This window comes from Variovorax sp. FG153 (genome assembly GCF_057809595.1).
The window spans coordinates 414675-436426 of the sequence record NZ_JBMDKG010000002.1; the positions used below are offsets into that span (position 1 = coordinate 414675).

Here is a 21752-nt window from a genome sequence, read left to right on the forward strand (position 1 = left end):
AGACACGCAAGCCGCGTGCCACTTTCGGGTCGTTCGATGTGCATCGGGAGAACGCATGGGAAGCACTGAAAAGAAGCCGCAGCGCTTCGTCGACAACTACCTGCCCGCGCTGCTCGCGCAGGCGAGCCAGCTGATCTCCTCGGAGTTCCACGAGGTGGCGCGGCAGGAGGGTTTCTCGGTGTCGGAGTGGCGCGTGATGGCCTCGCTCGCGGGCGGCGATGCGGTGAGCATCGGCCGGCTCGCGCAGATCACCGTGACCAAGCAGCCGACCGTGACGCGGCTGCTCGACCGCATGGAAACGCAGGGCCAGGTCGAGCGCATTCCCCATGAGAGCGATCGCCGCATCACGCTGGTGCGCATCACCCGCAAGGGTGCGGCCAAGGTGGAGCATCTGATGCAGCTCGCGAGCGAGCACGAGCGCCGCGTGCTCGAGCCCTTCGGCCTCACGCGCGCGGAGGAACTCAAGAACACGCTGCGGCTGATGATCCAGCTGCATGCGCATGCGCCGTCGGATGCGGCGCAGGACGAGGACGACGAGGAACGCTGAAGGCTCAGCGCGCGAGGAAGTCGCCCACGCAGCGCGCGAAGGCCTCGGGCAACTGGTCGGGCAGCGGCACCATGCCGCCTTCGATGTCGGCGATGCGCACGCTGGCCGCGTGGCGCAGATGCCGCGCGAGTTCCTGCGCATGCGGCGAAGCGAACGGATCCTCGGGCGCGCGCACGATCAGCACGGGCTGCGTCACGCGATCGATGCGTTCTTCCATGCGGTACGAGGCCACGGCGCGATGGCCTTCCTCGAGCCGCCGGCCGACCTTGAGCGCATCGAGCACGAAGGCCTCGAGCAGCTCGGGCCGGTTCGGCGGATAGAAGCCCTGCCGCTTGCCCCACAGTGCCGCGAGATGGCTGCCGTCTTCGCTGGGCTCGACCTCGTCGATCGGCGGACGCTCGGCGCGCGCGCGGCGAAAGGCTTCGTCGGTGTAGGGCGTCGAGGACAGCACCAGCGCGCGCACGCGCTCGCCGAGCGCGGCCGCGAGTTCGATCGCGATCACGCCGCCCGTGTGATGGCCGACCACGGCGACGCGTTCGATGCGCAGCGCATCGAGCAGCTCGGCCGCGACGCGGGCCCAGTGCGCGATCGAGGCGGGCTCGCCGCCCGCGGCCGAATCGCCGAAGCCCACGGTGTCCATCGCGACCGCGCGATGCCGCGCGCCGAGCAGTGGCAGCACCGTCTCGTACTCGCGCCAGCTGCGCGGCGATTGATGCAGCAGCAGCACGGGCGGTGCATCGATGGCGCCGCAGCTCGCGTAGTGCACCTGACCGACCGACAGATCGGCGAAGGCGCGGCGGATGGCCGGCGTCATGGCAGTGTGCGTTCGGCCGCGGGCCGCCAGAGGCCCGCATGGCGCAGCATGCCGAGCGTGCGCGAGAGCACGTCGCGGCGATAGGCCGCGGTGTCGGTGCCTTCGTAGGCATAGAAGCCGCTGCCGCTCTTGAGGCCGAGCCGCCCCTCCTCCACCATGCGGTCGACGATGGCCGGCGCGGTGTAGCGTCCCTTGTCGATCGAGGCCGACATCTCGCGGCTCGCGTGGTGCAGGATGTCGCAGCCGCCGAAGTCGATGAACTCGACCACGCCGAGCGCCGCGAAGCGCAGGCCCAGGCCGTGGCGCGTGGCCTTGTCGATCTCCTCGGCGGTGGCGGCCCCCTCCTCGATCATGCGCGCGGCCTCGTTCATGATCAGCGCCTGCAGCCGCGGAACGATGTAGCCGGGCGTGGGCCCGCACACCACGGGCAGCTTGCCGATCGCCTCCATGATCTCGCGCGTGCGCGCCAGCACGGCGGGGTCGGTGCCCGGGTGGCAGCTCAGTTCGACCACCGGGATCACGTAGGCCGGGTTGAGCCAGTGCATGTTGAGGAAGCGCTCGGGCCTGCGCACCAGCGCCGCGAGCTGCGTGACCAGGATGCTGCTGGTGGTCGAGGTCAGGATCGCGTCGTCGCGGCAATGGGCATTGATCTGTTCGAAGGCCTCGCGCTTGGCCGCCAGCGTTTCGGGCACGCCCTCGAACACCAGCTCGGCCTGCGCGAGCGCCGCCGGTGCCTGCGCGGCGCGCACGTACTGCACGCGCGCGGCGATGGCCTCGGCCTGCGCCGCATCGATCACGCCGAGCTGGGCCAGGCCCGCGAGGCTGGCGGCGATCTCCTGCCGTGCCTCGTCGTGCAACTTGTGCCAGGCCTCCTCGCTGCGCACGCGCAGGTCGACCAGCGCGATGCGGTGGCCCGCGTAGGCGAAGGCGATCGCGATGCCGCGGCCCATGCGCCCCGCGCCGACCGCGGCGAAGCGGACCGGCTCATTCGCCATCGTGCAGCCTCTGGCGCAGCGCGTCGGCCGACAGGTCCGCGAGGCCCAGGGACTCGAAGCTGCGCGGCCCCTGACGCAGGTCGCGGCCGAGGAAGCCGCCGACGATCGCGAGCAGACCGTGCGCGATCGGCGCATCGACGCCTGCATGCCTTGCGGCCGAGGCGAGGAAGGCCAGGCCGAGCTCGGTGTCCTCGGTGATGTAGCGGTGGCCGTGCAGGTCGATGTTCTCGCGCCAGTCGCCCGACTTCACGAGCTGCTTGTGGGCATCGCCGTACATCCAGCGATCGTTGTCGTAGTGGTCGGCCAGCGGATAGTGCGGGCCGCCGTGGCCGAAGGCCTCGCGCACCGCGATGCGCTCGCGGTCGAGCCGGTCGGTCACGGCGCGCACCGCGGGCTGCGTGCCTTCGTTGTGGATGTCCCAGCGCTCGAAGTGCTGCAGCGGCGCGGCATTCATCACCATCAGCGGCGGATGGATGACGGGGCCGGCATTCATCAGCGCACCCGAGAGCGCGTCGCCGCAGCCGTGCACGCTCGGGTAGGCCACGCGGATGATGTCGATCGCCTGCGCGGCCTTGCGTGCCGGATAGACGCCGGTGGGCAGGCGGATCGCGCGGATCGTGACGTTGACCTCGCGCTCGCCATGCTTGCGCGCCAGGTAGGGCAAGGTGCCGGTCTCGGCCCAGGCCACGTCGGCGCGGTTGCCGGCCTCGCGCACGGTGCGCGCCATCACGTAGCTGCCGAAGGTGCCGGGCGGCAGGAACACCACCTGGCCGTCGACCAGGTGCGGCGCCATGGCGCGCGCGATGAAGTCCTGCGCGATGGCCGGGGTCGGCAGCACAATGAGTTCCGCATCGCGCAGCGCCGCGCCGATGTCGGCGGTGGGCAGCGCGATCGGCACCTCGCGCACGCCGCGCGCATCCTTGAGCACGATGCTGCCGCTGTCGATGACCGGCTGCAGCGCGGCCGCGTCGCGGCGCCACAGCCGCACTTCATGCCCGGCTTCGGACAGATCGGCGGCGGCCGCATAGGCCCCATGGCCGCCACCCAGGATCGCGATTTTCATGGTCGAAGGGTCGAAAAGCTGAGGTTGATGAACCGGCCACCGACGATGCGGAACCGGAATGCAGGACTGCGCGCGTCCAATACATTACTTTTCATCAATTCAGACGTCAATCAAAATCGGCGCCTTCGACTGCTCGCAAACCCCCAATGCAAAAAGCCCGCGATCCGGAGAACGCGGGCTTTGCGAAGGGGAGGAAGCGATCAGCGGCTGGGCTTGAACGCGCGCTTCTGCGCGTCGCGCGGCACGAACACCTTGCCGGGGCCGCCGGCGTGGCCCGGGCCCTTACGGGGCGCGAAGCCGTCGTTGCGCGGCGCGAAACCGCCTTCGTTGCGCGGGCCGCCGCTGCGGGCGCCGAAGCCTTCGTTGCGGCTGCCGCCGGCATTGCCGCGCGGTGCGCTGTCGCCCCAACCCGGCTTGCGGCCGAAGCCGGCCGACTCGTCACGGTCGCGGCCGCCGCCGAAACCGGCGTTCTGGCCACCGCCGAAGCCGCCGCGCGGCGCGCCGCCGGCCGGGCCGCGTGCATTGCGGTCGTTGAAGCCGCTGGCGTTGGCATAGCCGCCGCCGTTGCCGCTGCGGTAGCCACCACCGCCGTTGCCCTGGCGACGATCGCCGCCACGGCCGCGGCCGCCGAAGTCGCCCTGCGGGCGCGATTGCGGCATGCGCTGCTGCGGCTCCATGCCGGGGATCACCTCGGCCTTGAACTGCTGGCGGCTGTACTGCTCGATGTCCATGATGCGGCGGCGGTCGCGGAACTCGGCGAAGGTGATCGCCAGGCCATCGCGGCCGGCACGGCCGGTACGGCCGATGCGGTGGGTGTAGTCCTCGGCCTTCATCGGCAGGCCGAAGTTGAAGACGTGGGTGATGGTCGGCACGTCGATGCCGCGCGCGGCCACGTCGGTCGCCACCAGGATCTGGACCTGGCCCTGGCGCAGCGCCATCAGGCGGCGGTTGCGCAGGCCCTGGCTCAGCGCGCCGTGCAGCGCCACGGCGCTGAAGCCGTCCTGCTGCAGGTCGTTGGCGAGGCCGTCGCACTCGACCTGGGTGCTGGCGAACACGATCGCCTGGTTGATGCTGGTGTCGCGCAGCCAGTGGTCGAGCAGCTTGCGCTTGTGGGTGGCGTTGTCGGCCCAGAACAGCACCTGCTTGATGTTGGCGTGCTTTTCCTGCGGGCTGTCGATGGTCACGCGCTGCGGTTCGCGCATCACGCGGGTGGCCAGTTGCTGGATGCGCGGCGCGAAGGTGGCGCTGAACATCATGGTCTGCTGGCGCTCGATGGTGAGCTGGTTGACTTCGGCCAGGTCGTCGGCGAAGCCCAGGTCGAGCATGCGGTCGGCCTCGTCGACCACCAGGAACTTGACCTTGTCGAGCTTGATCTGCATCGAGCGCTGCAGGTCGAGCAGGCGGCCCGGCGTGGCGACCACGAGGTCGGCGTTCTGCAGGCGCGCGATCTGCAACTGGTAGGGCATGCCGCCCACCACGTTGGCGATGCGCAGGCCGCGGCAGTGGCGCACCAGCTCGATGGCGTCGTGCGCGACCTGCTGCGCGAGTTCGCGCGTCGGGCACAGCACCAGGGCGCCGGGCGTGGCGGCCTTGAAGTTGCGGTTGCTGGTCGGGTTGACGCGCTTGGGCCGCTTGGGCGGCGCTTCGCCGCGTTCGGCGGCTTCGGCCGTCAGGCGCTCGAATTCGGCGCGCTCGGCGGCGGCTCCTTCGGCCTGGCGGCGGATCAGCGTGTGCAGCACGGGCAGCAGGAAGGCCGCGGTCTTGCCGCTGCCGGTCTGGCTCGAGACCATCAGGTCGACGAAACGGGCCGATTCATCGCCGCGGGCCAGCGGGATCACCTTTTCCTGCACGGTCGTGGGCTGGTGGAAGCCCAGGTCCTCGACGGCGGCGATCAGTTCGGGAGCGAGGCCCAGCGGAATGAATCCGTTGGGGCCGCGCGGTGCCTCGGGCGCGTCGGACGTCTGCGCGTCCTGATCGGCGACCTCGAGGACTTCGTTGGCCTCGGTGCTGGCGGCGTCGAGCGCCTCGAGCACGGGCACTTCGGAGGTGACAGCGGAGAATTCGTTGTTGTGAATCGATTGCACAGGCGCGAGCTCGCCCTGCGCTTCAAAAGCGTCGGTCATGAATGTCAAATTTCAAACGCGAGCGCTGCCGTGGGCGGCGCCCCGTTGGTGGTTAAAAACATCAACCATCCAACGACATTCAGCTTCCGGTTCTGAAACCCGAGGCTGCGGCCCTTTTTGATCGATCCATGCGATCGGGCGCGGTGTGCAAGATAGGGAGATGCGGGATATGCCGGCGGGGAACCGATTCTGCTCATGCACGCGCCATCCTTTTTGAAAGAATGGCCGGGCACCCCGGTCAGCGAAGCCCACGATTATGACATGCATCGGGGTTTTTACCTAATCCCCGTGCGCAATCGGATATTCGGCCGTTGTTCCGGCCGCCAGGCCTCAGTCGGTCAGGCGCAGGAAGGTCTCGCGGTAGTGCGCCAGTTCCTCGATCGATTCGTGCACGTCGGCCAGCGCCGTGTGGGCCTGCTGCTTCTTGAAGGCGTTGTAGGCCGCGGGCTTCCAGCGCTTGGCGAGCTCCTTGAGCGTGCTGACGTCGAGGTTGCGGTAGTGGAAGTAGGCCTCGAGCCTGGGCATGTACTTGACCAGGAAGCGCCGGTCCTGGCCGATGGTGTTGCCGCACATCGGCGAGCCGCTCTTGGGCACGTAGCGCGCGATGAATTCGATCAGCTGCTGCTCGGCAGCGGCCTCGTCGACGGTGGAGGCCTTGACCTTGTCGATCAGGCCGCTGCGGCCGTGCGTGCCCTTGTTCCAGGCATCCATGCCGTCGAGCACGGCGTCGCTCTGGTGGATGACCAGCACCGGGCCGTCGATGCGCGGCGTGAGGTCGGGGCCGGTGATGACCACGGCGATTTCGAGCAGCCGTTCCTTCTCGGGATCGAGCCCGCTCATCTCGCAATCGAGCCAGACCAGGTTCTGGTCGCTTTTCTTCAGGGTGGGGACCGCTGCGGCGGCCGTGGAGGCGGTGGATTCGGGCATCGAGGGATTGTCGCCGATGGTCCGAAGGGCTTGGGCCCAGGACTAAACTCGCGCGCATGTCCTATTCGCTTCTCTTCACCCTCGCCTTCGCCGCCGCGCTGGTGGCCGGCCTGCTCGTGAAGTTCTGGCTGGCCTCGCGGCAGGTGCGGCACGTGGCGCGGCATCGCGGCGAGGTGCCCGAGGCCTTCGCGCAGACGATCAGCCTCTCGGCGCACCAGAAGGCGGCCGACTACACGGTGGCGAAGGCGCGCTTCGGGCTGATAGAGATGGCCTGGAGCACGGCGCTGCTGCTGGGCTGGACCCTGCTCGGCGGCCTCGACCTGCTCAACAAGCTGCTGCTGGCCTGGCTCGGCGGCGGCATGGTGCAGCAGCTGGCGCTGCTGGCAGCCTTCGCGGCCATCGGCGGCCTGCTCGAACTCCCGTTCACGCTGTGGCAGACCTTCAGGCTCGAGGAGCGCTTCGGCTTCAACAAGATGACCTGGGGCCTGTGGCTGCGCGACACGGTCGTCTCGACGCTGGTCGGCGCGGCCATCGGGCTGCCGATCGCGGCGCTGATCCTGTGGATCATGGGCGCCACGGGCACGCTGTGGTGGCTCTGGGCCTGGGCCGCGTGGATGGGCTTCAACCTGCTGCTGATGCTGGTCTACCCGATGTTCATCGCGCCGATCTTCAACAAGTTCCAGCCGCTCGACGACCCGACGCTCAAGGCCCGCGTCACCGCGCTCATGAGCCGCTGCGGCTTCCGCGCCAAGGGCCTGTTCGTGATGGACGGCAGCCGCCGCAGCGCGCATGCCAACGCCTACTTCACCGGCTTCGGTGCCAGCAAGCGCGTGGTGTTCTACGACACCCTGCTGCGCCAGCTCAACGCCGGCGAGGTCGAGGCGGTGCTCGCGCACGAGCTCGGCCACTTCAAGCACCGCCACATCGTCAAGCGGCTGGTCGCGATGTTCGCGCTGAGCCTCGCGGGCTTCGCACTGCTGGGCTGGGTCTCGACCCAGGCCTGGTTCTACACCGGCCTGGGCGTGCAGCCCAACATGTCGACGGCGGCGCCCAACAGCGCGCTGGCGCTGCTGCTGTTCATGCTCGCGGCGCCGGTGTTCGGCTTCTTCGTCGCGCCGCTGTCGGCGCGGCTGTCGCGCAGGCACGAGTTCGAGGCCGACGCCTACGCCATCGCGCAGACCAGCGGCGCCGACCTCTCGGCCGCGCTGCTCAAGCTCTACCAGGACAACGCCTCCACGCTCACCCCCGACCCGGTGTTCGTCAAGTTCTACTACTCCCACCCGCCCGCATCCGAGCGCCTCGCGCGCATGCTGGCGACCGCCTGAGCGCCATCTTTTCTTCGTCTCCCTCGCCCCTTTTGAAAGCAGCGCCATGAGCACCGCCAGCATGTTGAAGATCAAGGACTGGAAGTCCATCCCCCGCAAGGCACTGAGCGCGACCGAGATCGTCTCGGCGCTGGCGCGGCTCGAAGGCTGGAAGCTCAGCGGCGACGGCGCGAACGTCGCGATCGAGAAGACCTACGGCTTCACGAACTACTTCGAGACCATCGCCTTCGTGAATGCACTGGCGATGGTGGCCCACACGCAGGACCACCACCCCGACCTGTCGGTGCACTACAACCGCTGCGTGGTGCGCTTCAACACGCACGACGTCGGCGGCATCTCGGTCACCGACTTCGATTGCGCACGCCAGGCCGATGCGCTGCTGGCGGCCGCGCCCACGGCATGACCGGAGCGATCGCCTTTGGCTAAGCCGGGCCGCGAGCGCCAGCAGGGCCGAGCCTCGGCCGATGCGCTGCACGACGGCCTCGTGGTGGCGAGCCACGGCCGCCACTGCCTGGTCGAGACGCCCGAAGGCGAACGACGCATCTGCCATCCGCGCGGCAAGAAGAGCCAGGCCGTGGTCGGCGACCGCGTGCGCTGGCAGGCCAGCGAGGACGAAGGCACGATCGAGCAGGTGGTGCCGCGGCGCAACCTGTTCTACCGCCAGGACGACATCCGCACCAAGTCCTTCGCGGCCAACCTCGACCACGTGCTGATCCTGATCGCGGCCGAGCCCGAGTTCTCCGAACACCAGCTCGCGCGCGCCCTGATCGCGGCCGAGGCGGAGCGCATCACGCCGATCATCGCGCTCAACAAGAGCGACCTGGTCGAACCCTTCGAGCGCGCCTGGCGCAAGCTCGCACCCTACCGGCGCATGCACCACGGCGTGCTGCCGCTGTCGCTCAAGGCCTCGGGCGAGGTCGACCACGCCTCGCTGACGCAGCGCCTCGCGGGCAAGACCACGCTGGTGCTCGGCCCCTCGGGCGCGGGCAAGAGCACGCTGATCAACCTGCTGGTGCCGGGCGCCACCGCGCTCACCGGCGAGATCTCGCAGGCGCTCAATTCGGGCAAGCACACCACCACCAGCACCACCTGGTACTGGGTCGACGCGGCGCGCAGCACCGCGCTGATCGACTCGCCGGGCTTCCAGGAATTCGGCCTCAACCACATCGCGCCGATGCAGCTCGCGGGCCTGATGCCCGACATCGCCGAGCATGCGGGCGAGTGCAAGTTCTACAACTGCACCCATTTGCACGAGCCGGGCTGCGGCGTGATCGCGCACGTGGAATCGGCGGCCAACGACGGGCCGATCAGCGCCTCGCGCTACAGGATCTACGGCGATCTGTTCGCGGAGCTCAGCGAGACGCGCTACTGAGCCTGCAGGATCTCGCGCAGCCGCTCCACCAGCACGCTGCACTGCGCGCGCGTGCCGATGCTGATGCGCAGGTACTGCGCGATGCGCGGCTGGCGGAAGTGCCGCACCAGCACCGCGCGCTCGCGCAGCGCGGCGGCCAGTTCGGCGGCGTCGCGCGATGGATGCCGCGCGAACACGAAATTGGTCTGAGACGGCAGCACCTCGAAGCCCAGGTCCTCGAGCTGCAGCACCAGTCCCTCGCGGGTGTCGACCACGTCGTCGCGCGTCTTGCGGAACCAGTCCTCGTCCTCGAGCGCCGCCACGGCGCCGGCGCTCGCGAGCCGGTCGAGCGGGTAGGAGTTGAAGCTGTCCTTCACGCGCACCAGCGCATCGATCAGGTGCGCCTGGCCGCAGGCGAAGCCCACGCGCAGGCCGGCCAGCGAACGCGACTTCGAGAGCGTCTGCACCACCAGCAGGTTGGGATGGTGCGGGATCAGCGAGAGCGCGCTCTCGGCGCCGAAATCGACGTAGGCCTCGTCCACCAGCACCACGCGCTCGGGGCAGGCGCGCAGCAGTTCCTCGATGCGCGCCAGCGGCAGGCCGATGCCGGTGGGGGCGTTCGGATTGGCGACCACGACGCCCGCGCAGCCTTCGCGCGAGCGATCGGCCATGGCATCGACGTCGATGCGCAGTCCCTCGTCGACCGGCAACTGCTCGCAGGCGATGCCGTAGAGCTGCGCATAGACGCGGTAGAAGCTGTAGCTGATGTCGGGCATCAGCAGCGGCTCGCGCTGCTGGAAGAAGGCGAAGAAGGCGTGGGCCAGCACCTCGTCGGAACCGTTGCCCGCGAAGACCTGTTCGACCGCGAGCCCGTGGCGGCGCGCGACGGCTTCGCGCAGCGCGAGCGAGCTGGGGTCGGGATAGAGCTCGAGGCCGTTCTCGGCCGCCTCGCGGATCGCCTGGATGGCGCGCGGCGACGGGGGATACGGGTTCTCGTTGGTGTTGAGCTTCACGAGGTCCCGGATGCGCGGCTGCTCGCCGGGCACATAGGGCTCGAGGTCCGCGATGCGCGGGCTCCAGAACGAGGGCGCGCGCTTCGCCACCGGATCGATCGCGTCGACCATGGGCTCAGCCCAGCAGCCGCGCGAGCGTGAGCAGCGCGAGCAGCACCATCCACATCACGACCGAGCGCCAGACCAGGCCCACCACGCTGCGCAGGTGGCCGGGCTCGGGCTCGCGGCCCGGCGTGCTGCCGCTGTCGGTGCGACGGGTGTCGGCGAAGGATTCGCCGGCCTGCGCGCGCGGCAGCGGATCGACGCTGGGAATCGGCCGTAGCCGGCCGCCGCCCAGGCGCACGTTGACCGCGCCCGAGGTGGCCGCGAGGATCACGCCGTCGTTCTCGCTCGGAAAGCGGCGCGCATCGTTGCGCCAGCAATCGATGGCTTCCTCGAAGCTGCCCACCACCGCGAAGCCCAGCGCCGTGATGCGCGCGGGCAGCCAGTCGATCGCATGCCAGGCGCCATCGGCGGCCTCTTGCACCGATTCGCTCGAGGGCTGCACGGCCGCGCCGTTCTTGTGCAGCCAGTAGCGCGCGACGAATTCGCTCATGCGGTAGAAGACCGCGCCGGCCGGCCCCAGGCCGACCGCGGCGAGCACCGAGAACCAGGCCAGCACGCCGAACACGTGGCGGTGCGCGGCGATCACCGAATGCTCGATCACGTGGCGCACGATCTCGCTGCGCGGCAGCTCGGCGGCGTCCACGCCCTGCCAGTGCGCGAGCAGCGAGCGCGCCAGCGGCTCGTCGCCTTCGTCGAGCGCATCGCGGATGTCGGTGAAGTGATGGCTGAACTGGCGAAAGCCCAGCGTGACGTAGAGCACCGCGATGCTCCAGAGCACAGCGAACGGCAACCCCAGCGTGAGCACCAGCAGCCAGTGGATGCCGAGCGCGAGCAGCGTCGGCACGAAGACCGCGAGACCCCAGGCGATCCATCCATGGTGCGGCTTGCCCGCGTCGAAGTTGCGGCTGGTCCAGCGCGTCCATGCGAGCACGCCGCCATACACGGGGTTGTGCGGGGCCAGCGGCCGCACCTGCTCGATCAGCAACGCACACAGGATGGCGAAGAAGCTCATCCAGAGATGATAGCGAGACAGCCCCGTCGTTCGGGGCTTGCGGGCCTATGAGGCCGACAGAACTCGCCGTTTCTTCAGGCGGCTCAGGCGCTCAGGAAGCGGTAGAGATTGCGCAGCATGCCGGCCGTCGCGCCCCAGACGAAGCGCTCCTCGCTGCCGTCCTGGTAGGGCATCGAGTACCAGTGCCGCTGCGTCCCGTCGCCAGCGGGCACGGCATGGCGGCGGTGGTTGGCCGGGTCCATGAGCCAGCCCAGCGGCACCTCGAAGGCCTGCGCGACCTCGTAGGGATTGATGGTGAGCTCGAAGCCGGGCTCGACCAGCGACACCACCGGCGTGACGATGAACGAGGTCACGGTGGTGTAGGTCGGCAGGCTGCCGAGCACCTCGATGTAGCTGGCCGACAGGCCGACCTCTTCCCAGGCCTCGCGCAGCGCGGCGGCCGCGATGTTGGCGTCCTCGGGATCGACGCGGCCGCCCGGGAACGCGACCTGTCCCGAATGGGTCGAGAGGTTCGCGGTGCGCTCGGTGAGCAGCACGGTCGGGCCCTGCGGGCGCTGCACGATCGGCACCAGCACGGCTGCCTGCGCGGGCTCGCGGCCGGTCATGCGCGGCTCGCGGCGCAGTTCGGGCGCCCAGGGCGGTGGCGAGGCGAAGCGCGCGCGCAGCGCCTGCGCCGTCAGCTGCTCCAGCGCCACCGCGGGCAGCCCGTCGGCCGTGCCGCCGCCCACCACCGGGACCTTGCGCGGGTCGAATGGCGGCAGCATCGTGGGCACGACGGCATTGACGGGTTCGGAGGTGGCGGAGGACATGGACGGGGCGGCGCTGGAGGCGGTCAAGTGATCGATCGTGAGGCGAAGGGTGAACGGACGAAAGGGAAACGGGGGCAAAACGCAAAAAGCCGCCAGAGCGGCGGCTTTTTCGCAACAGGCAAGCCTGCGGGCAGCTTACGCGGCCGCGGCGCTCGACGACTTGCCGGGCAGCTTTTCCTTGATGCGAGCCGAACGGCCGCTGCGGTCGCGCAGGTAGTACAGCTTGGCGCGGCGCACGTCGCCGCGGCGCTTGACTTCGATGTTGGCGATCAGCGGGCTGTAGGTCTGGAAGGTACGTTCCACGCCTTCGCCGCTGGAGATCTTGCGCACGGTGAAGCCGCTGTTGAGGCCACGGTTGCGCTTGGCGATCACCACGCCTTCGTAGGCCTGCACGCGCTTGCGGGTGCCTTCGACGACGTTCACGCTGACGATGACCGTGTCACCGGGCATGAAATCGGGGATGGTCTTGCCGAGGCGGGCGATTTCTTCCTGCTCGAGAGTCTGGATGAGGTTCATGATTTCCTGAAATCGATCGTGTCCGCGCTGCACAAAAGGCGTCGTTGGCGCAGTCATGCGGGATGACTTCGCACCGGACGCGGCCGGCCAGAGGATCGGGGAGCCCACGATTATAGCTTTTTTTTGAGCACCGCCTCATCGGCGGCGTTCAGGCGTCCGGCGGAGCGGGCCGCGTCGATCAATTCGGGGCGTTCTCGGGCGGTGATCGCCAGCCGCTGGTCGCGGCGCCAGCGCTCGATCTGCGCATGGTGGCCCGACATCAGCGGCGCCGGCACGCCCTGCCCGTTCCACTGCTCGGGCCGCGTGTAGTGCGGGCAGTCGAGCAGGCCGTCCAGCGCGGGATTGAAGCTGTCCTGCACATGGCTAGCCTCGTCGCCGAGCACGCCGGGCTGCAGCCGCGCCACCGCGTCGAGCAACGCCATTGCCGGGATCTCGCCGCCCGACAGCACGAAGTCGCCGAGGCTGACCTGGTGCGTGACATGGGCGTCGATGAAGCGCTGGTCGATGCCTTCGTAGCGGCCGCAGATCAGCACCGCGCCCTCGCTCGCCGACCAGCGCTCGACCGATTCGTGGCGCAGCGCCTCGCCGATCGGCGAGAACAGCACCACCGGCGCCGGCACGCCGCGCGCGGCCTGCGCCGCGGCGAGGCAGGCCGACAGCGGCTCGGCCATCATCACCATGCCGGGGCCGCCGCCGAACGGGCGGTCGTCCACGCGCTTGTAATTGCCGTTCGCGTAGTCGCGCGGATTCCACAGCACCACCTCGACCTGCTTCGACTCGTAGGCGCGGCGCGTCACGCCGCTGGCCATGAAAGGCGCGAACAGTTCGGGAAACAGCGTGAGGATGTCGAAGCGCATGCGCGCGGACCGCGGCGGCGGGGCCGGGATCAGTAGTCGGGCTGCCAGTCGACCGTGATGCGCCGGCCCGCGAGGTCGACGCCGTCGACGAAAGCCGAGACGAACGGCACCATGCGCTCGATGGCCTTGCCGTCCTGCTCGGCCGCGATCACCAGCGTGGTCTGCGGGCCGGTGGCGAGCAGTTCGCGCACCGCGCCGAGCACGATGCCTTCGCGGTTGACCACCTCGAGGCCGATCAGGTCGACCCAGTAGTACTCGTCGTCGGCGGTGCTCGGAAAGCTCGAGCGCGGCACGAACACGCGCGCGCCACGCAGCGCCTCGGCCGCGTTGCGGTCGGGCACGTCACGCGACGAGGCGACGATGCAGTCGGAATGTTCCTTGGCTTCGCTGATCGCGAGCCGGAAAGCGGTGGCCGCCGAAGCCCCGGGGGCCTGCAGGAACCAGCGCTTGGAAGAAAAAAGCGCCTCGGGCTGGGCGCTATGGGGCAGGACCTTGAACCAGCCCTTGATGCCCCAGGCATCGGCGATGCGGCCTACTTCGATCGCGTCCGCCGGCAATTCGGCGGCTTCGAGCGCGGGCAGCATCGCCGGTGGCCGGGCTGCTTAGGCGGCAGCCTTGGGAGCGGCCGCGGCGGCTTGACGGATCAGGCGCGCGACGGTGGGCGAGGGCTGGGCGCCGACGCTCTTCCAGTACGTCAGGCGGTCCTGAGCGATACGGATGCTTTCTTCGTTTTCCTTAGCGGTCGGGTTGTAGAAACCCAGGCGCTCGATGAAACGGCCATCGCGGCGAACGCGCTTGTCCGACACGACGATGTTGAAGAACGGACGGCCTTTGGCACCGCCACGGGAGAGTCGAATGACGACCATGATTTATCCTTGGGTGGGTCGCAGGCCTTCGTGTTTGAAGATGAAAACCTGCTCACGATGTTCTTCCAGCGTCGAGACACGCGACATGGCCACCCGGCCAGCGACACGCTGAAAAGCCCACGATTATAGCCCGCACCGCGTTCCGGCCGAGAATTCTTGCCTGCACTGGCCAGTTTCCGGCCCGTTTACGGCCATTTCGCCTCCCCAATTTCCCCTCATGACAACGATCCGCTCCAGCCGGGAAGACGACATCCCGGCGATCGCCGCCATCTACGCCCACCACGTCCTGCACGGCACGGGCACCTTCGAGACCGAGCCGCCCTCCCCCACCGAGATGGCCGCCCGGCGCGCCGACGTGCTGGGCAAGGGGCTGCCCTACCTGGTCGCCGAGCGCGACGGCGCGCTGCTGGGTTTCGCCTACTGCAACTGGTTCAAGCCGCGTCCGGCCTACCGCTACTCGGCCGAGGACTCGATCTACCTGGCCGAGGCCGCGCGCGGCCAGGGCCTGGGCGCTCGGCTGCTGGCCGCCCTGTGCGAGGCGGCCGAGGCCGCCGGCGTGCGCAAGCTGATCGCGGTGATCGGCGACTCGGCCAATGCCGGCTCGATCGGCGTGCACCGCGGCCAGGGCTTCACCCAGGTCGGCGTGCTCAAGGACTGCGGCTGGAAGTTCGGCCAGTGGCGCGACGTCGTGCTGATGGAAAAGAGCATCGGCGCGGGCAGCAGCACCCATCCCGAATGAACGAAGCAACGAAAGCAGGATCGAGCACCGCATGAAAAGCAAGACGACCACGGCCTGGCTGGCCTTCCTGGGCGGCCCGCTGGGCCTGCACCGCTTCTACCTGCGCGGACTGGGCGACTGGCTCGGCTGGCTGCTGCCGATCCCGACCGCGCTGGGCCTCTACGGCATCGAGCGCGTGCGCATGTTCGGCGTGGACGACGGCTGGAGCTGGGTGCTGATCCCTTTCCTCGGCTTCACCATCGCCGGCTGCGCGCTCACGGCCATCGTCTACGGCCTGATGACGCCCGAGAAGTGGAATGCGCGCTACAACGCGGGCGCGGCACCCGACGCGGAACCGGGTCGCACGAGCTGGGCCACCATCGGCGCGGTGGTGCTGGCACTGTTCTTCGGCAGCACGATCCTCATGGCGAGCATCGTGTTCAGCTTCCAGCGCTACTTCGAACACCAGGTCGAAGAGGGACGGAAGATTTCCCAGTAGATCCGGGGATTGGCACCCGGCGCCGACGCCGGGTACCAACCAAAAAAACCACCCGACCAGAGCCGGGTGGCAAACCTTGGAGACAAAAAAGACGCGGGAATCAGAAGCTGTGGCGCAGCCCGAAGTCGTAGCCCGTCGACGAGCGCGGTGCCCAGCCGGCGGTCGCCAGGTAGGCCGGAGCGCCACCGGTGGTCACGCGGTTGAACACGGCCGTGTTGTTCTGGCCATCCTTGATGCGCACGCGGGCGATCGTGGCGTACAGGGCGGTGCGCTTCGACAGGTTGTGCACGTAGCCCAGCGCGAACTGGTTGGCCTTGGTCGACAGCTCGGGGTTGCCGAACAGCGCGGTGGCCGGGTTCACGAAGCCGTTCTGGCCGGCCTTGTACTTCACGTAGCCGTACGAAGCCTTGATCTGGCCCGGGCCCACCGGCACGCTGACGCCGAGCAGGAAGCCGTCGTACTTGTCGGTCACGCTGTCGACGAAGGTCAGGGCGCCCAGGGCGGTGGCCGTGTCGAACTTGTTGCGGACTTGCGAGTACTCGCCGAACAGCTTCGCCGCGCCGAGGTCGTAGCTCGCGCCGAGGTTGAAGGTGTTGATGCGGTTCTTGAACGCTTGCGAAGCCAGCGCCGGGGTCAGGACCGTGGTCGCGGTCAGCGGCGTGGTGTCCTTGTTGTCCTGGCCGTAGGAAACGGCGACGTCCAGCGGGCCGTTGGCATAGCCGACGCGGCCGCCGAAGTACGAACCGCGCTTCGAGGGCGACTCGATCACGTTCTCGTCGAACTTGACGTTCTCGTGCAGCGCGTACTGGAACTGGCCATAGAAGCCACCGAGGTTCGGCGGCAGGAAGTAGCCGATGCTGTTGCTGGCGCGCGCGTAGTTGTCGCTGGCCGAAGCGCCGTTGGGCGCGGTGCCTGCCTTGCGCGACAGCGAGTCGCCGACGCGGCTGATCAGGCTCGTGCCCACGCCACGCAGACCGAAGGGATCGAACACGTTGTCGTTCCAGTAGGTGGGCGTGTAGTCGCGACCGAGGCGGATTTCGCCGAAGCCACCCGACAGGCTCACGGTGGAGCGACGGTCGAACGCGGCCACGCCGGTCTTGCCGTCATCGTTGGTGATGCCCGATTCGAGCCAGAAGCTCGCTGCCAGGCCACCGCCCAGATCTTCCGTGCCGCGGAAACCGAGGCGGCTGGAGCTGCTGCTGCCGTTCGCCAGGGCCGTCTGGCTCTGCTTGCGCGAAGCGCCGTAGAGCAGCGGGTTCGTGCCACGGTACTCGCTCTTGGTCGAGTAGTTGCTCACGCTCGCATCGACCACGCCGAACAGCGTCACCGACGATTGAGCAGCCGCTCCGCCGGCCGCCAGCACGGCGGCCAATGCCACCAGGGATTTTTTCATTTCAGCTTCCTCTTTCTTAAGCACAACAAGCGTCCTGGGCGGTTCTTCGAGGAACCACCCCGGAACGGGGGGACACCGGGGATTCCGCGGCGGCTCGCCGCGGTTTCTCGCGTGCATCGGATCGCGTTTCATGCGGCGCCGGCGTGGGACCGGCTCCGAGCGACGTTGCACGCGATGCATCTGCAATCGGGTGCAGTGATGGTCTCGTGCGCGGGTGAAGAGTCCGTGACAACCCTTAGAGTCCGTTCACGGAAACGGGACTCTTTGGCGCGATAACAACACGCTCAGAAAGTTGTGCTGAAACGCACTGCGCTGCGCGCATCGACGACAGGCTCGCGCTACAGCGACGGCTCGTTCGCCCGCTGCTGTCGATCGCAGCACGTCGATCCAGCCCCAAGGAGTTGCGCATGATCGAATGGCCCGAGAGAAACCGCCCCGGCTTCGTCGCGTTCCACCATGACTACCGCGAAGACCGGTGGGGCCTCGGGAAGCCGGAGGACGAGTCCTACTTCGGCTTCGAGCAGATCAGGGAGTACATGCGCGGTGTACTCGTCCACCCCGGGAATTTCTTCGGCCTCATCGACCAGTTCGGGGAGACGCTTCAGTTCTATGTGAACGACGACCGGACGGTCCAGATCGATTTTATCGTCGAGGCACGGCGAGGCTCGATGGTGAAGATGGCGCCCTTAGACGAGTGCATCGCGCTGGTCGAGAGCGCGGGACCGTCGCTGGCGGCGCTCGTCATTCCGGGCGCCGTGTTTCAGGCGTGGTAGCTACACAGAGACCGCATGGCATGGATCCGCGGCCGCACGCTCGGGAGTTCTCACAACTACGGCGGCAAACGCATCGAGCCAACACCCTAGAACGGCCTCATATTGAGCTTGATCTCCATTGAATCCATTTGGCTGAGCACACCAGGTGACAAATCAAGCATCAAGGACAGCTCCTTGCGAATGAGCTCCTGCAACATCTTCTGGGCGATCTGCACCACCTGCAACTCATGCGGCGGCAATCGATGCCTTCGCGCGTGAACGAGATCCCCTCTCTTCGCGAACACGAGTCGAAACTGATCCCGTAGCGCGTTGCGATTTTCTGCACTGGTCCCCATCAAGTACGCGAATCGCTCCGAAAGACGCGCAGTGATTCCCAGCTCGTACGCTCCTGGCGTGCTATCACCAAGAATGGCTTCGATACCGATGCAGCTTTGTACCAGCGAGAGTGTCTGATTCGTTGTTACCAGCGAGTCGATCAGCCATTCGATGCCGGCGGCGATCCGTTGAGCGTTTGCGTCGGCACGCAGGATGGATAGAAAGCGAACAACAGGCTGGAGATCTGCCTCTACGTTGCGACACGAAGAAAGCTCGTCTCGCTTTTCATCTGAGTAGTTGAAAGTCACGCCACGCATGAAATTCTCAAGGTCTCGCGACATCTGTTCTGGCTGCTGCTCATCGCCATGCATGGCATGAATGGCGACATGCGCAATGGTTCGTGGTCCGGGGTCGTGGTGTCTGCTGCGAAAGATTTCGCGTCGCTTGAACAAACCGATTTCCAAGCCATAGAACACAACGATCTTCACCGTCGTGAGTGCTCGCGGGAGCAGCGCCGACTCCTCTCCGAAGAGAAAATCCAGCAATGCACCAGATTCCGTGACTCGCAAGTAGACGGAGTCTTGCTCCAAAAGAAAATCGCTGACCGGACGAAGCGCTTCGCGCGCCTCTTCAATCGAACTGACATCGGCCAAGAGATTCCCGAGGCCGACGGGAAAATTCGGGCGCACCAACCTTTCGATCTTCTTGAAAGGCGCGCTGGTCCTGACCAAGGCGATCTGATCGGAAAGAACGAGGAGCTCTTCGTCGAGAAAATCGGGGTCCAACCCGGGAAGCTCCACATAGACGAAGTAGTCCCTCGGGTACGACTCCAGCTCCGCCTGCAGGCGGTCTTCCAGCTCCTTGCACAACACGGCAGGGTCCGCCAGGACTTGTTTACTTTCGGAATGGAGCGCCGTGGTCTGCGTCTCCTCGATCAGGCGCCTGACGTCGTCGACAGACCACATCTCACCCCACGGCTGGTCCTGGAGAAGCAACTCACAGAACCGATCGGTTGCGCTATCCGATATCTCGATGCCTGCGCCGGGTGTGACTTTCCAAGTACGCCGATAGCCTGCAAGCGCCTTCTTTTGCTGGATCGTCAGCGCAACCATGAAACGTTTTTCAGCAGAAACGCACCTCCACCCCCGAACTGGGACCATAGAGGCAATCTGAAATCGCCCGCTAGAGAGGAAGGCTTTGGGGTTTCTTCGGCGGTAGAGAGCAGCAAGACCAGGTCGATTCAGGCGCAGCTTCGAAGCAGCACCTGAAACACGACACTCAAAAGATCTGCCAGCTCACCCAGTAAGCAATCGCCGCCACGAACGCCGATGCCGGGATCGTGAAGATCCACGCCCACACGATGTTGCCCGCCACGCCCCAGCGCACCGCGCTCGCGCGCTGCGCCGAGCCCACGCCGACGATGGCGCCGGTGATGGTGTGGGTGGTCGACACGGGAATGCCCAGCGCGGTGGCCAGGAACAGCGTAAGCGCGCCGCCGGTCTCGGCGCAGAAGCCGCCCACGGGCTTGAGCTTGGTGATCTTCTGGCCCATGGTCTTGACGATGCGCCAGCCGCCGAACATGGTGCCCAGCGCGATCGCGGCATAGCAGCTCACGATGACCCAGGTCGGCGGTTCGGCCTCGCCAGCCGAGGCGTAGCCGGTGGCGATCAGCAGCATCCAGATGATGCCGATGGTCTTCTGCGCGTCGTTGCCGCCGTGGCCCAGGCTGTAGGCGCCGGCCGAGACCAGCTGCAGCCGCCGGAACCAGCGGTCGATGCGCGAGGGCGTGGCGCGGCGGAAGGTCCAGGCCACGATCACCATCATCAGCGAGCCGAGCAGGAAGCCCAGCACCGGCGAGACGAAGATGAAGGCCACGGTCTTCCAGATGCCCGAGGCGACGAGGCCGCTGGTGCCGGTCTTGGCGATCACGGCGCCGACGATGCCGCCGATGAGCGCATGCGAGGAACTGCTGGGGATGCCGTAGTACCAGGTGACGAGGTTCCAGCTGATGGCGCCGATCAGCGCGCCGAACACCACATGCACGTCGACCACGCCGGGCTGGGCGATGCCCTTGCCCACGGTGGCGGCCACGCTCAGATGAAAGACGAAGATCGCGATCAGGTTGAAGAAGGCGGCGAACACCACGGCCTGGCCGGGCCGCAGCACGCCCGTGGACACCACGGTCGCGATCGAGTTGGCGGCATCGTGGAAGCCGTTCATGAAGTCGAACAGGATCGCGAGCGCGACCAGCACCATCACCACCCAGAGGGCGACCTGCACCGTTGCCATCGGTCGTGCCCGCTCAGGAGTTCTCGAGGACGATGCCCTCGATCACGTTGGCCACGTCCTCGCATTTGTCGGTGATCGTCTCGAGCAGCTCGTAGATCGCCTTGAGCTTGATGACCTCGCGCACGTCGGGCTCCTCGCGGAACAGCTTGCTCATGGCGCTGCGCATCACGCGGTCGGCGTCGGACTCGAGGCGGTCGATCTCCTCGCAGGTCTTCAGGGTGGCCTCGGCCACGGCCGGGTCGGCGATCTTGCCGAGGTACTTCACGGCGTCCTTGAGGCGGTCGCAGCACTTCACGCTCAGCGTGGTGAGGCGCACGATCTCCTCGGTCATGTGGCGCACGTCGTACAGCGCCATGGTCTCGGCCGAGTCCTGGATCAGGTCGGCCACGTCGTCCATGGTGTTGATGAGCTTGTGGATCTGCTCGCGGTCGATCGGCGTGATGAAGGTCTTGTGGATCAGCCGGTTGACGTCGTGCGTGACGCGGTCGGCCGCGCGCTCGGCGTTGTCGACGTCGCGGTTGTACTGCTCGCGCAGGTGCACGTCGTTGTAGTTGGTGACGAGTTGCTCGAACGCCCGGGCCGCCTCGACGATGCGCTCGGCGTGCTGGTTGAACATCTCGAAGAAATTGCCCTCGCGGGGCAGCAGCTTGCCGAACATGGCGACTCCTGGAGGACGTCAATCACAGTTTCATGACGCCTTGATGAAAAACCCGCGAAGTTTAAACGGGCGGATCGTGCGATCCGGACCTTGGGGGGTTGATCTTTTCGTTGTATATGCGCGCGGCGTGGCTGCCGCGCAGCCGCCAGCAGCATCACCGGCGCGACGCCGGCGGGATCGAGGCCCGCCCCGGCGGCGCGCTCAAGCCTGGGGATCGGTGTCGCGCAGCCGCTCGATGACCTGCTTCGACACGCGCGCCAGCGCGGCGCGCGGCACCTTGTCGGGCGCGATCTCCGCCAGCGGCTTCAGCACGAAGGCGCGCTCGCGCATGCGCGGATGCGGCAGCGTGAGCGCGGGCGTGTCCTTGACCGTGTTGCCGTGCGTCAGCAGGTCGAGGTCGAGGGTGCGTGGCGCATTCGGGAACGGCCGCTCGCGCCCGGCCTCGAGCTCGAGCTGCTGCAGGTCGGCCAGCAACGCCTCGGCCGTGAGGCCGGTGCGCACCGCGACCACGGCATTGATGAAGTCGGGGCCGGTGGCATCGACCGGCGCGCTGCGATAGAGCGAGGAGCTGGCCGTCACGGTGGTGCGCTCGATCGCGCCGATGGCGAGGATCGCGGCGCGCACCGCCGCGGCGGCATCGCCGAGGTTGGCACCGATCGCGATGAAGGCCTGGACCGTGGGGTACTCGTCGCGGGACCGGCTCGGAGGCCGGGCCGGGCCGGAGCCGCCCGAGCGACCGGCCGGCCTGCGCGCCGGCGCGGCGCCCTTGCGGGCCGGGCCGGCG

At 67.7% G+C, this 21752-nt stretch carries 24 protein-coding genes; 7 read left to right on the plus strand and 17 right to left on the minus strand.

Going from position 1 to position 21752, the window contains the following annotated elements; translation table 11 throughout:
- Positions 1–55: 55 nt before the first annotated feature.
- Entirely contained in the window at positions 56–547 is a 492-nt protein-coding gene (locus ACODT0_RS05125) for a MarR family winged helix-turn-helix transcriptional regulator (protein WP_057590632.1), read from the plus strand.
- Positions 548–551: 4 nt separating this feature from the next.
- Here ACODT0_RS05125 and ACODT0_RS05130 read toward each other — a convergent pair whose 3' ends face one another.
- From ACODT0_RS05130 to orn, 5 genes are all read right to left on the minus strand, one after another.
- The gene (locus tag ACODT0_RS05130) at positions 552–1361 is read right to left on the minus strand and encodes an alpha/beta fold hydrolase (RefSeq protein ID WP_261208505.1); all 810 of its coding nucleotides are present in this window, start codon (positions 1359–1361) and stop codon (positions 552–554) included.
- Entirely contained in the window at positions 1358–2356 is a 999-nt protein-coding gene (locus tag ACODT0_RS05135) for a 3-hydroxybutyryl-CoA dehydrogenase (RefSeq protein WP_489040765.1), read from the minus strand. The genes ACODT0_RS05130 and ACODT0_RS05135 overlap by 4 nt, the downstream gene beginning before the upstream one ends.
- Positions 2346–3419 (minus strand): NAD/NADP octopine/nopaline dehydrogenase family protein, encoded by a 1074-nt coding sequence (locus ACODT0_RS05140; protein WP_489040766.1) that lies wholly within the window; start codon positions 3417–3419, stop codon positions 2346–2348. Before ACODT0_RS05140 ends, ACODT0_RS05135 begins: the two co-directional genes overlap by 11 nt.
- A 200-nt stretch (positions 3420–3619) precedes the next feature.
- On the minus strand, positions 3620–5542 hold the full coding sequence (locus ACODT0_RS05145; protein ID WP_489040767.1) for a DEAD/DEAH box helicase: 1923 nt from the start codon (positions 5540–5542) through the stop codon (positions 3620–3622).
- Between the two features lie 330 nt (positions 5543–5872).
- On the minus strand, positions 5873–6469 hold the full coding sequence (gene orn / locus ACODT0_RS05150; protein WP_261208570.1) for an oligoribonuclease: 597 nt from the start codon (positions 6467–6469) through the stop codon (positions 5873–5875).
- A gap of 56 nt (positions 6470–6525) precedes the next feature.
- Here orn and ACODT0_RS05155 point away from each other — a divergent pair, with 56 nt between their 5' ends.
- From ACODT0_RS05155 to rsgA, 3 genes are read left to right on the plus strand one after another with little or no spacing between them, the layout of a single operon-like run.
- Positions 6526–7794 (plus strand): M48 family metallopeptidase, encoded by a 1269-nt coding sequence (locus ACODT0_RS05155; protein ID WP_489040768.1) that lies wholly within the window; start codon positions 6526–6528, stop codon positions 7792–7794.
- Between the two features lie 46 nt (positions 7795–7840).
- A complete protein-coding gene (locus ACODT0_RS05160; RefSeq protein WP_057590639.1) occupies positions 7841–8197 on the plus strand; it encodes a 4a-hydroxytetrahydrobiopterin dehydratase in 357 nt (118 codons plus the stop codon).
- A 15-nt stretch (positions 8198–8212) separates the two neighbouring features.
- Positions 8213–9166 (plus strand): ribosome small subunit-dependent GTPase A, encoded by a 954-nt coding sequence (rsgA, locus tag ACODT0_RS05165; RefSeq protein ID WP_261208586.1) that lies wholly within the window; start codon positions 8213–8215, stop codon positions 9164–9166.
- On the opposite strand, the gene hisC is transcribed toward rsgA, so the two are convergent.
- From hisC to rpsP, 7 genes are all read right to left on the minus strand, one after another.
- Positions 9160–10269: a histidinol-phosphate transaminase gene (hisC, locus tag ACODT0_RS05170; RefSeq protein WP_489040769.1), complete on the minus strand. Its 1110-nt coding sequence runs from the start codon at positions 10267–10269 to the stop codon at positions 9160–9162. The genes rsgA and hisC overlap by 7 nt on opposite strands.
- 4 nt (positions 10270–10273) lie before the next feature.
- A complete protein-coding gene (locus ACODT0_RS05175; protein ID WP_296800504.1) occupies positions 10274–11275 on the minus strand; it encodes a CobD/CbiB family protein in 1002 nt (333 codons plus the stop codon).
- An 83-nt stretch (positions 11276–11358) separates the two neighbouring features.
- Complete coding sequence (locus tag ACODT0_RS05180; protein ID WP_489040770.1) at positions 11359–12084, minus strand: CoA pyrophosphatase; 726 nt, start codon at positions 12082–12084, stop codon at positions 11359–11361.
- A gap of 135 nt (positions 12085–12219) precedes the next feature.
- On the minus strand, positions 12220–12600 hold the full coding sequence (rplS, locus tag ACODT0_RS05185; RefSeq protein WP_057590644.1) for a 50S ribosomal protein L19: 381 nt from the start codon (positions 12598–12600) through the stop codon (positions 12220–12222).
- 110 nt (positions 12601–12710) lie between these two features.
- Positions 12711–13457, minus strand: coding sequence for a tRNA (guanosine(37)-N1)-methyltransferase TrmD (gene trmD, locus ACODT0_RS05190; protein ID WP_057590645.1), 747 nt, complete (start codon positions 13455–13457; stop codon positions 12711–12713).
- A gap of 29 nt (positions 13458–13486) precedes the next feature.
- Positions 13487–14041 (minus strand): ribosome maturation factor RimM, encoded by a 555-nt coding sequence (gene rimM, locus ACODT0_RS05195; protein WP_057590646.1) that lies wholly within the window; start codon positions 14039–14041, stop codon positions 13487–13489.
- A gap of 18 nt (positions 14042–14059) precedes the next feature.
- Complete coding sequence (gene rpsP / locus ACODT0_RS05200; RefSeq protein WP_057590647.1) at positions 14060–14323, minus strand: 30S ribosomal protein S16; 264 nt, start codon at positions 14321–14323, stop codon at positions 14060–14062.
- A 217-nt stretch (positions 14324–14540) separates the two neighbouring features.
- On the opposite strand from rpsP, the gene ACODT0_RS05205 reads away from it, so the two are divergent.
- Positions 14541–15062, plus strand: a complete 522-nt coding sequence (locus ACODT0_RS05205; RefSeq protein WP_489040771.1) for a GNAT family N-acetyltransferase — start codon at positions 14541–14543, stop codon at positions 15060–15062.
- A gap of 31 nt (positions 15063–15093) precedes the next feature.
- Positions 15094–15540 carry an NINE protein gene (locus tag ACODT0_RS05210; RefSeq protein WP_057590649.1) on the plus strand — a complete coding sequence of 149 codons (447 nt, stop codon included), beginning with the start codon at positions 15094–15096 and terminating at the stop codon, positions 15538–15540.
- A gap of 100 nt (positions 15541–15640) precedes the next feature.
- Here ACODT0_RS05210 and ACODT0_RS05215 read toward each other — a convergent pair whose 3' ends face one another.
- On the minus strand, positions 15641–16933 hold the full coding sequence (locus tag ACODT0_RS05215; protein ID WP_057590650.1) for a porin: 1293 nt from the start codon (positions 16931–16933) through the stop codon (positions 15641–15643).
- A gap of 407 nt (positions 16934–17340) precedes the next feature.
- On the opposite strand from ACODT0_RS05215, the gene ACODT0_RS05220 reads away from it, so the two are divergent.
- On the plus strand, positions 17341–17706 hold the full coding sequence (locus ACODT0_RS05220) for a hypothetical protein (RefSeq protein WP_489040772.1): 366 nt from the start codon (positions 17341–17343) through the stop codon (positions 17704–17706).
- A gap of 86 nt (positions 17707–17792) precedes the next feature.
- Here ACODT0_RS05220 and ACODT0_RS05225 read toward each other — a convergent pair whose 3' ends face one another.
- The 4 genes from ACODT0_RS05225 to folK form a co-directional block, all read right to left on the minus strand.
- Positions 17793–19133, minus strand: coding sequence for a hypothetical protein (locus tag ACODT0_RS05225; RefSeq protein ID WP_489040773.1), 1341 nt, complete (start codon positions 19131–19133; stop codon positions 17793–17795).
- A 166-nt stretch (positions 19134–19299) separates the two neighbouring features.
- On the minus strand, positions 19300–20310 hold the full coding sequence (locus ACODT0_RS05230) for an inorganic phosphate transporter (protein WP_057590651.1): 1011 nt from the start codon (positions 20308–20310) through the stop codon (positions 19300–19302).
- A gap of 13 nt (positions 20311–20323) precedes the next feature.
- Positions 20324–20968, minus strand: coding sequence for a DUF47 domain-containing protein (locus ACODT0_RS05235; RefSeq protein WP_261208593.1), 645 nt, complete (start codon positions 20966–20968; stop codon positions 20324–20326).
- Positions 20969–21169: 201 nt separating this feature from the next.
- Positions 21170–21752: 2-amino-4-hydroxy-6-hydroxymethyldihydropteridine diphosphokinase (gene folK, locus ACODT0_RS05240; RefSeq protein ID WP_489040774.1), on the minus strand; the 583-nt coding region annotated here is incomplete at its 5' end.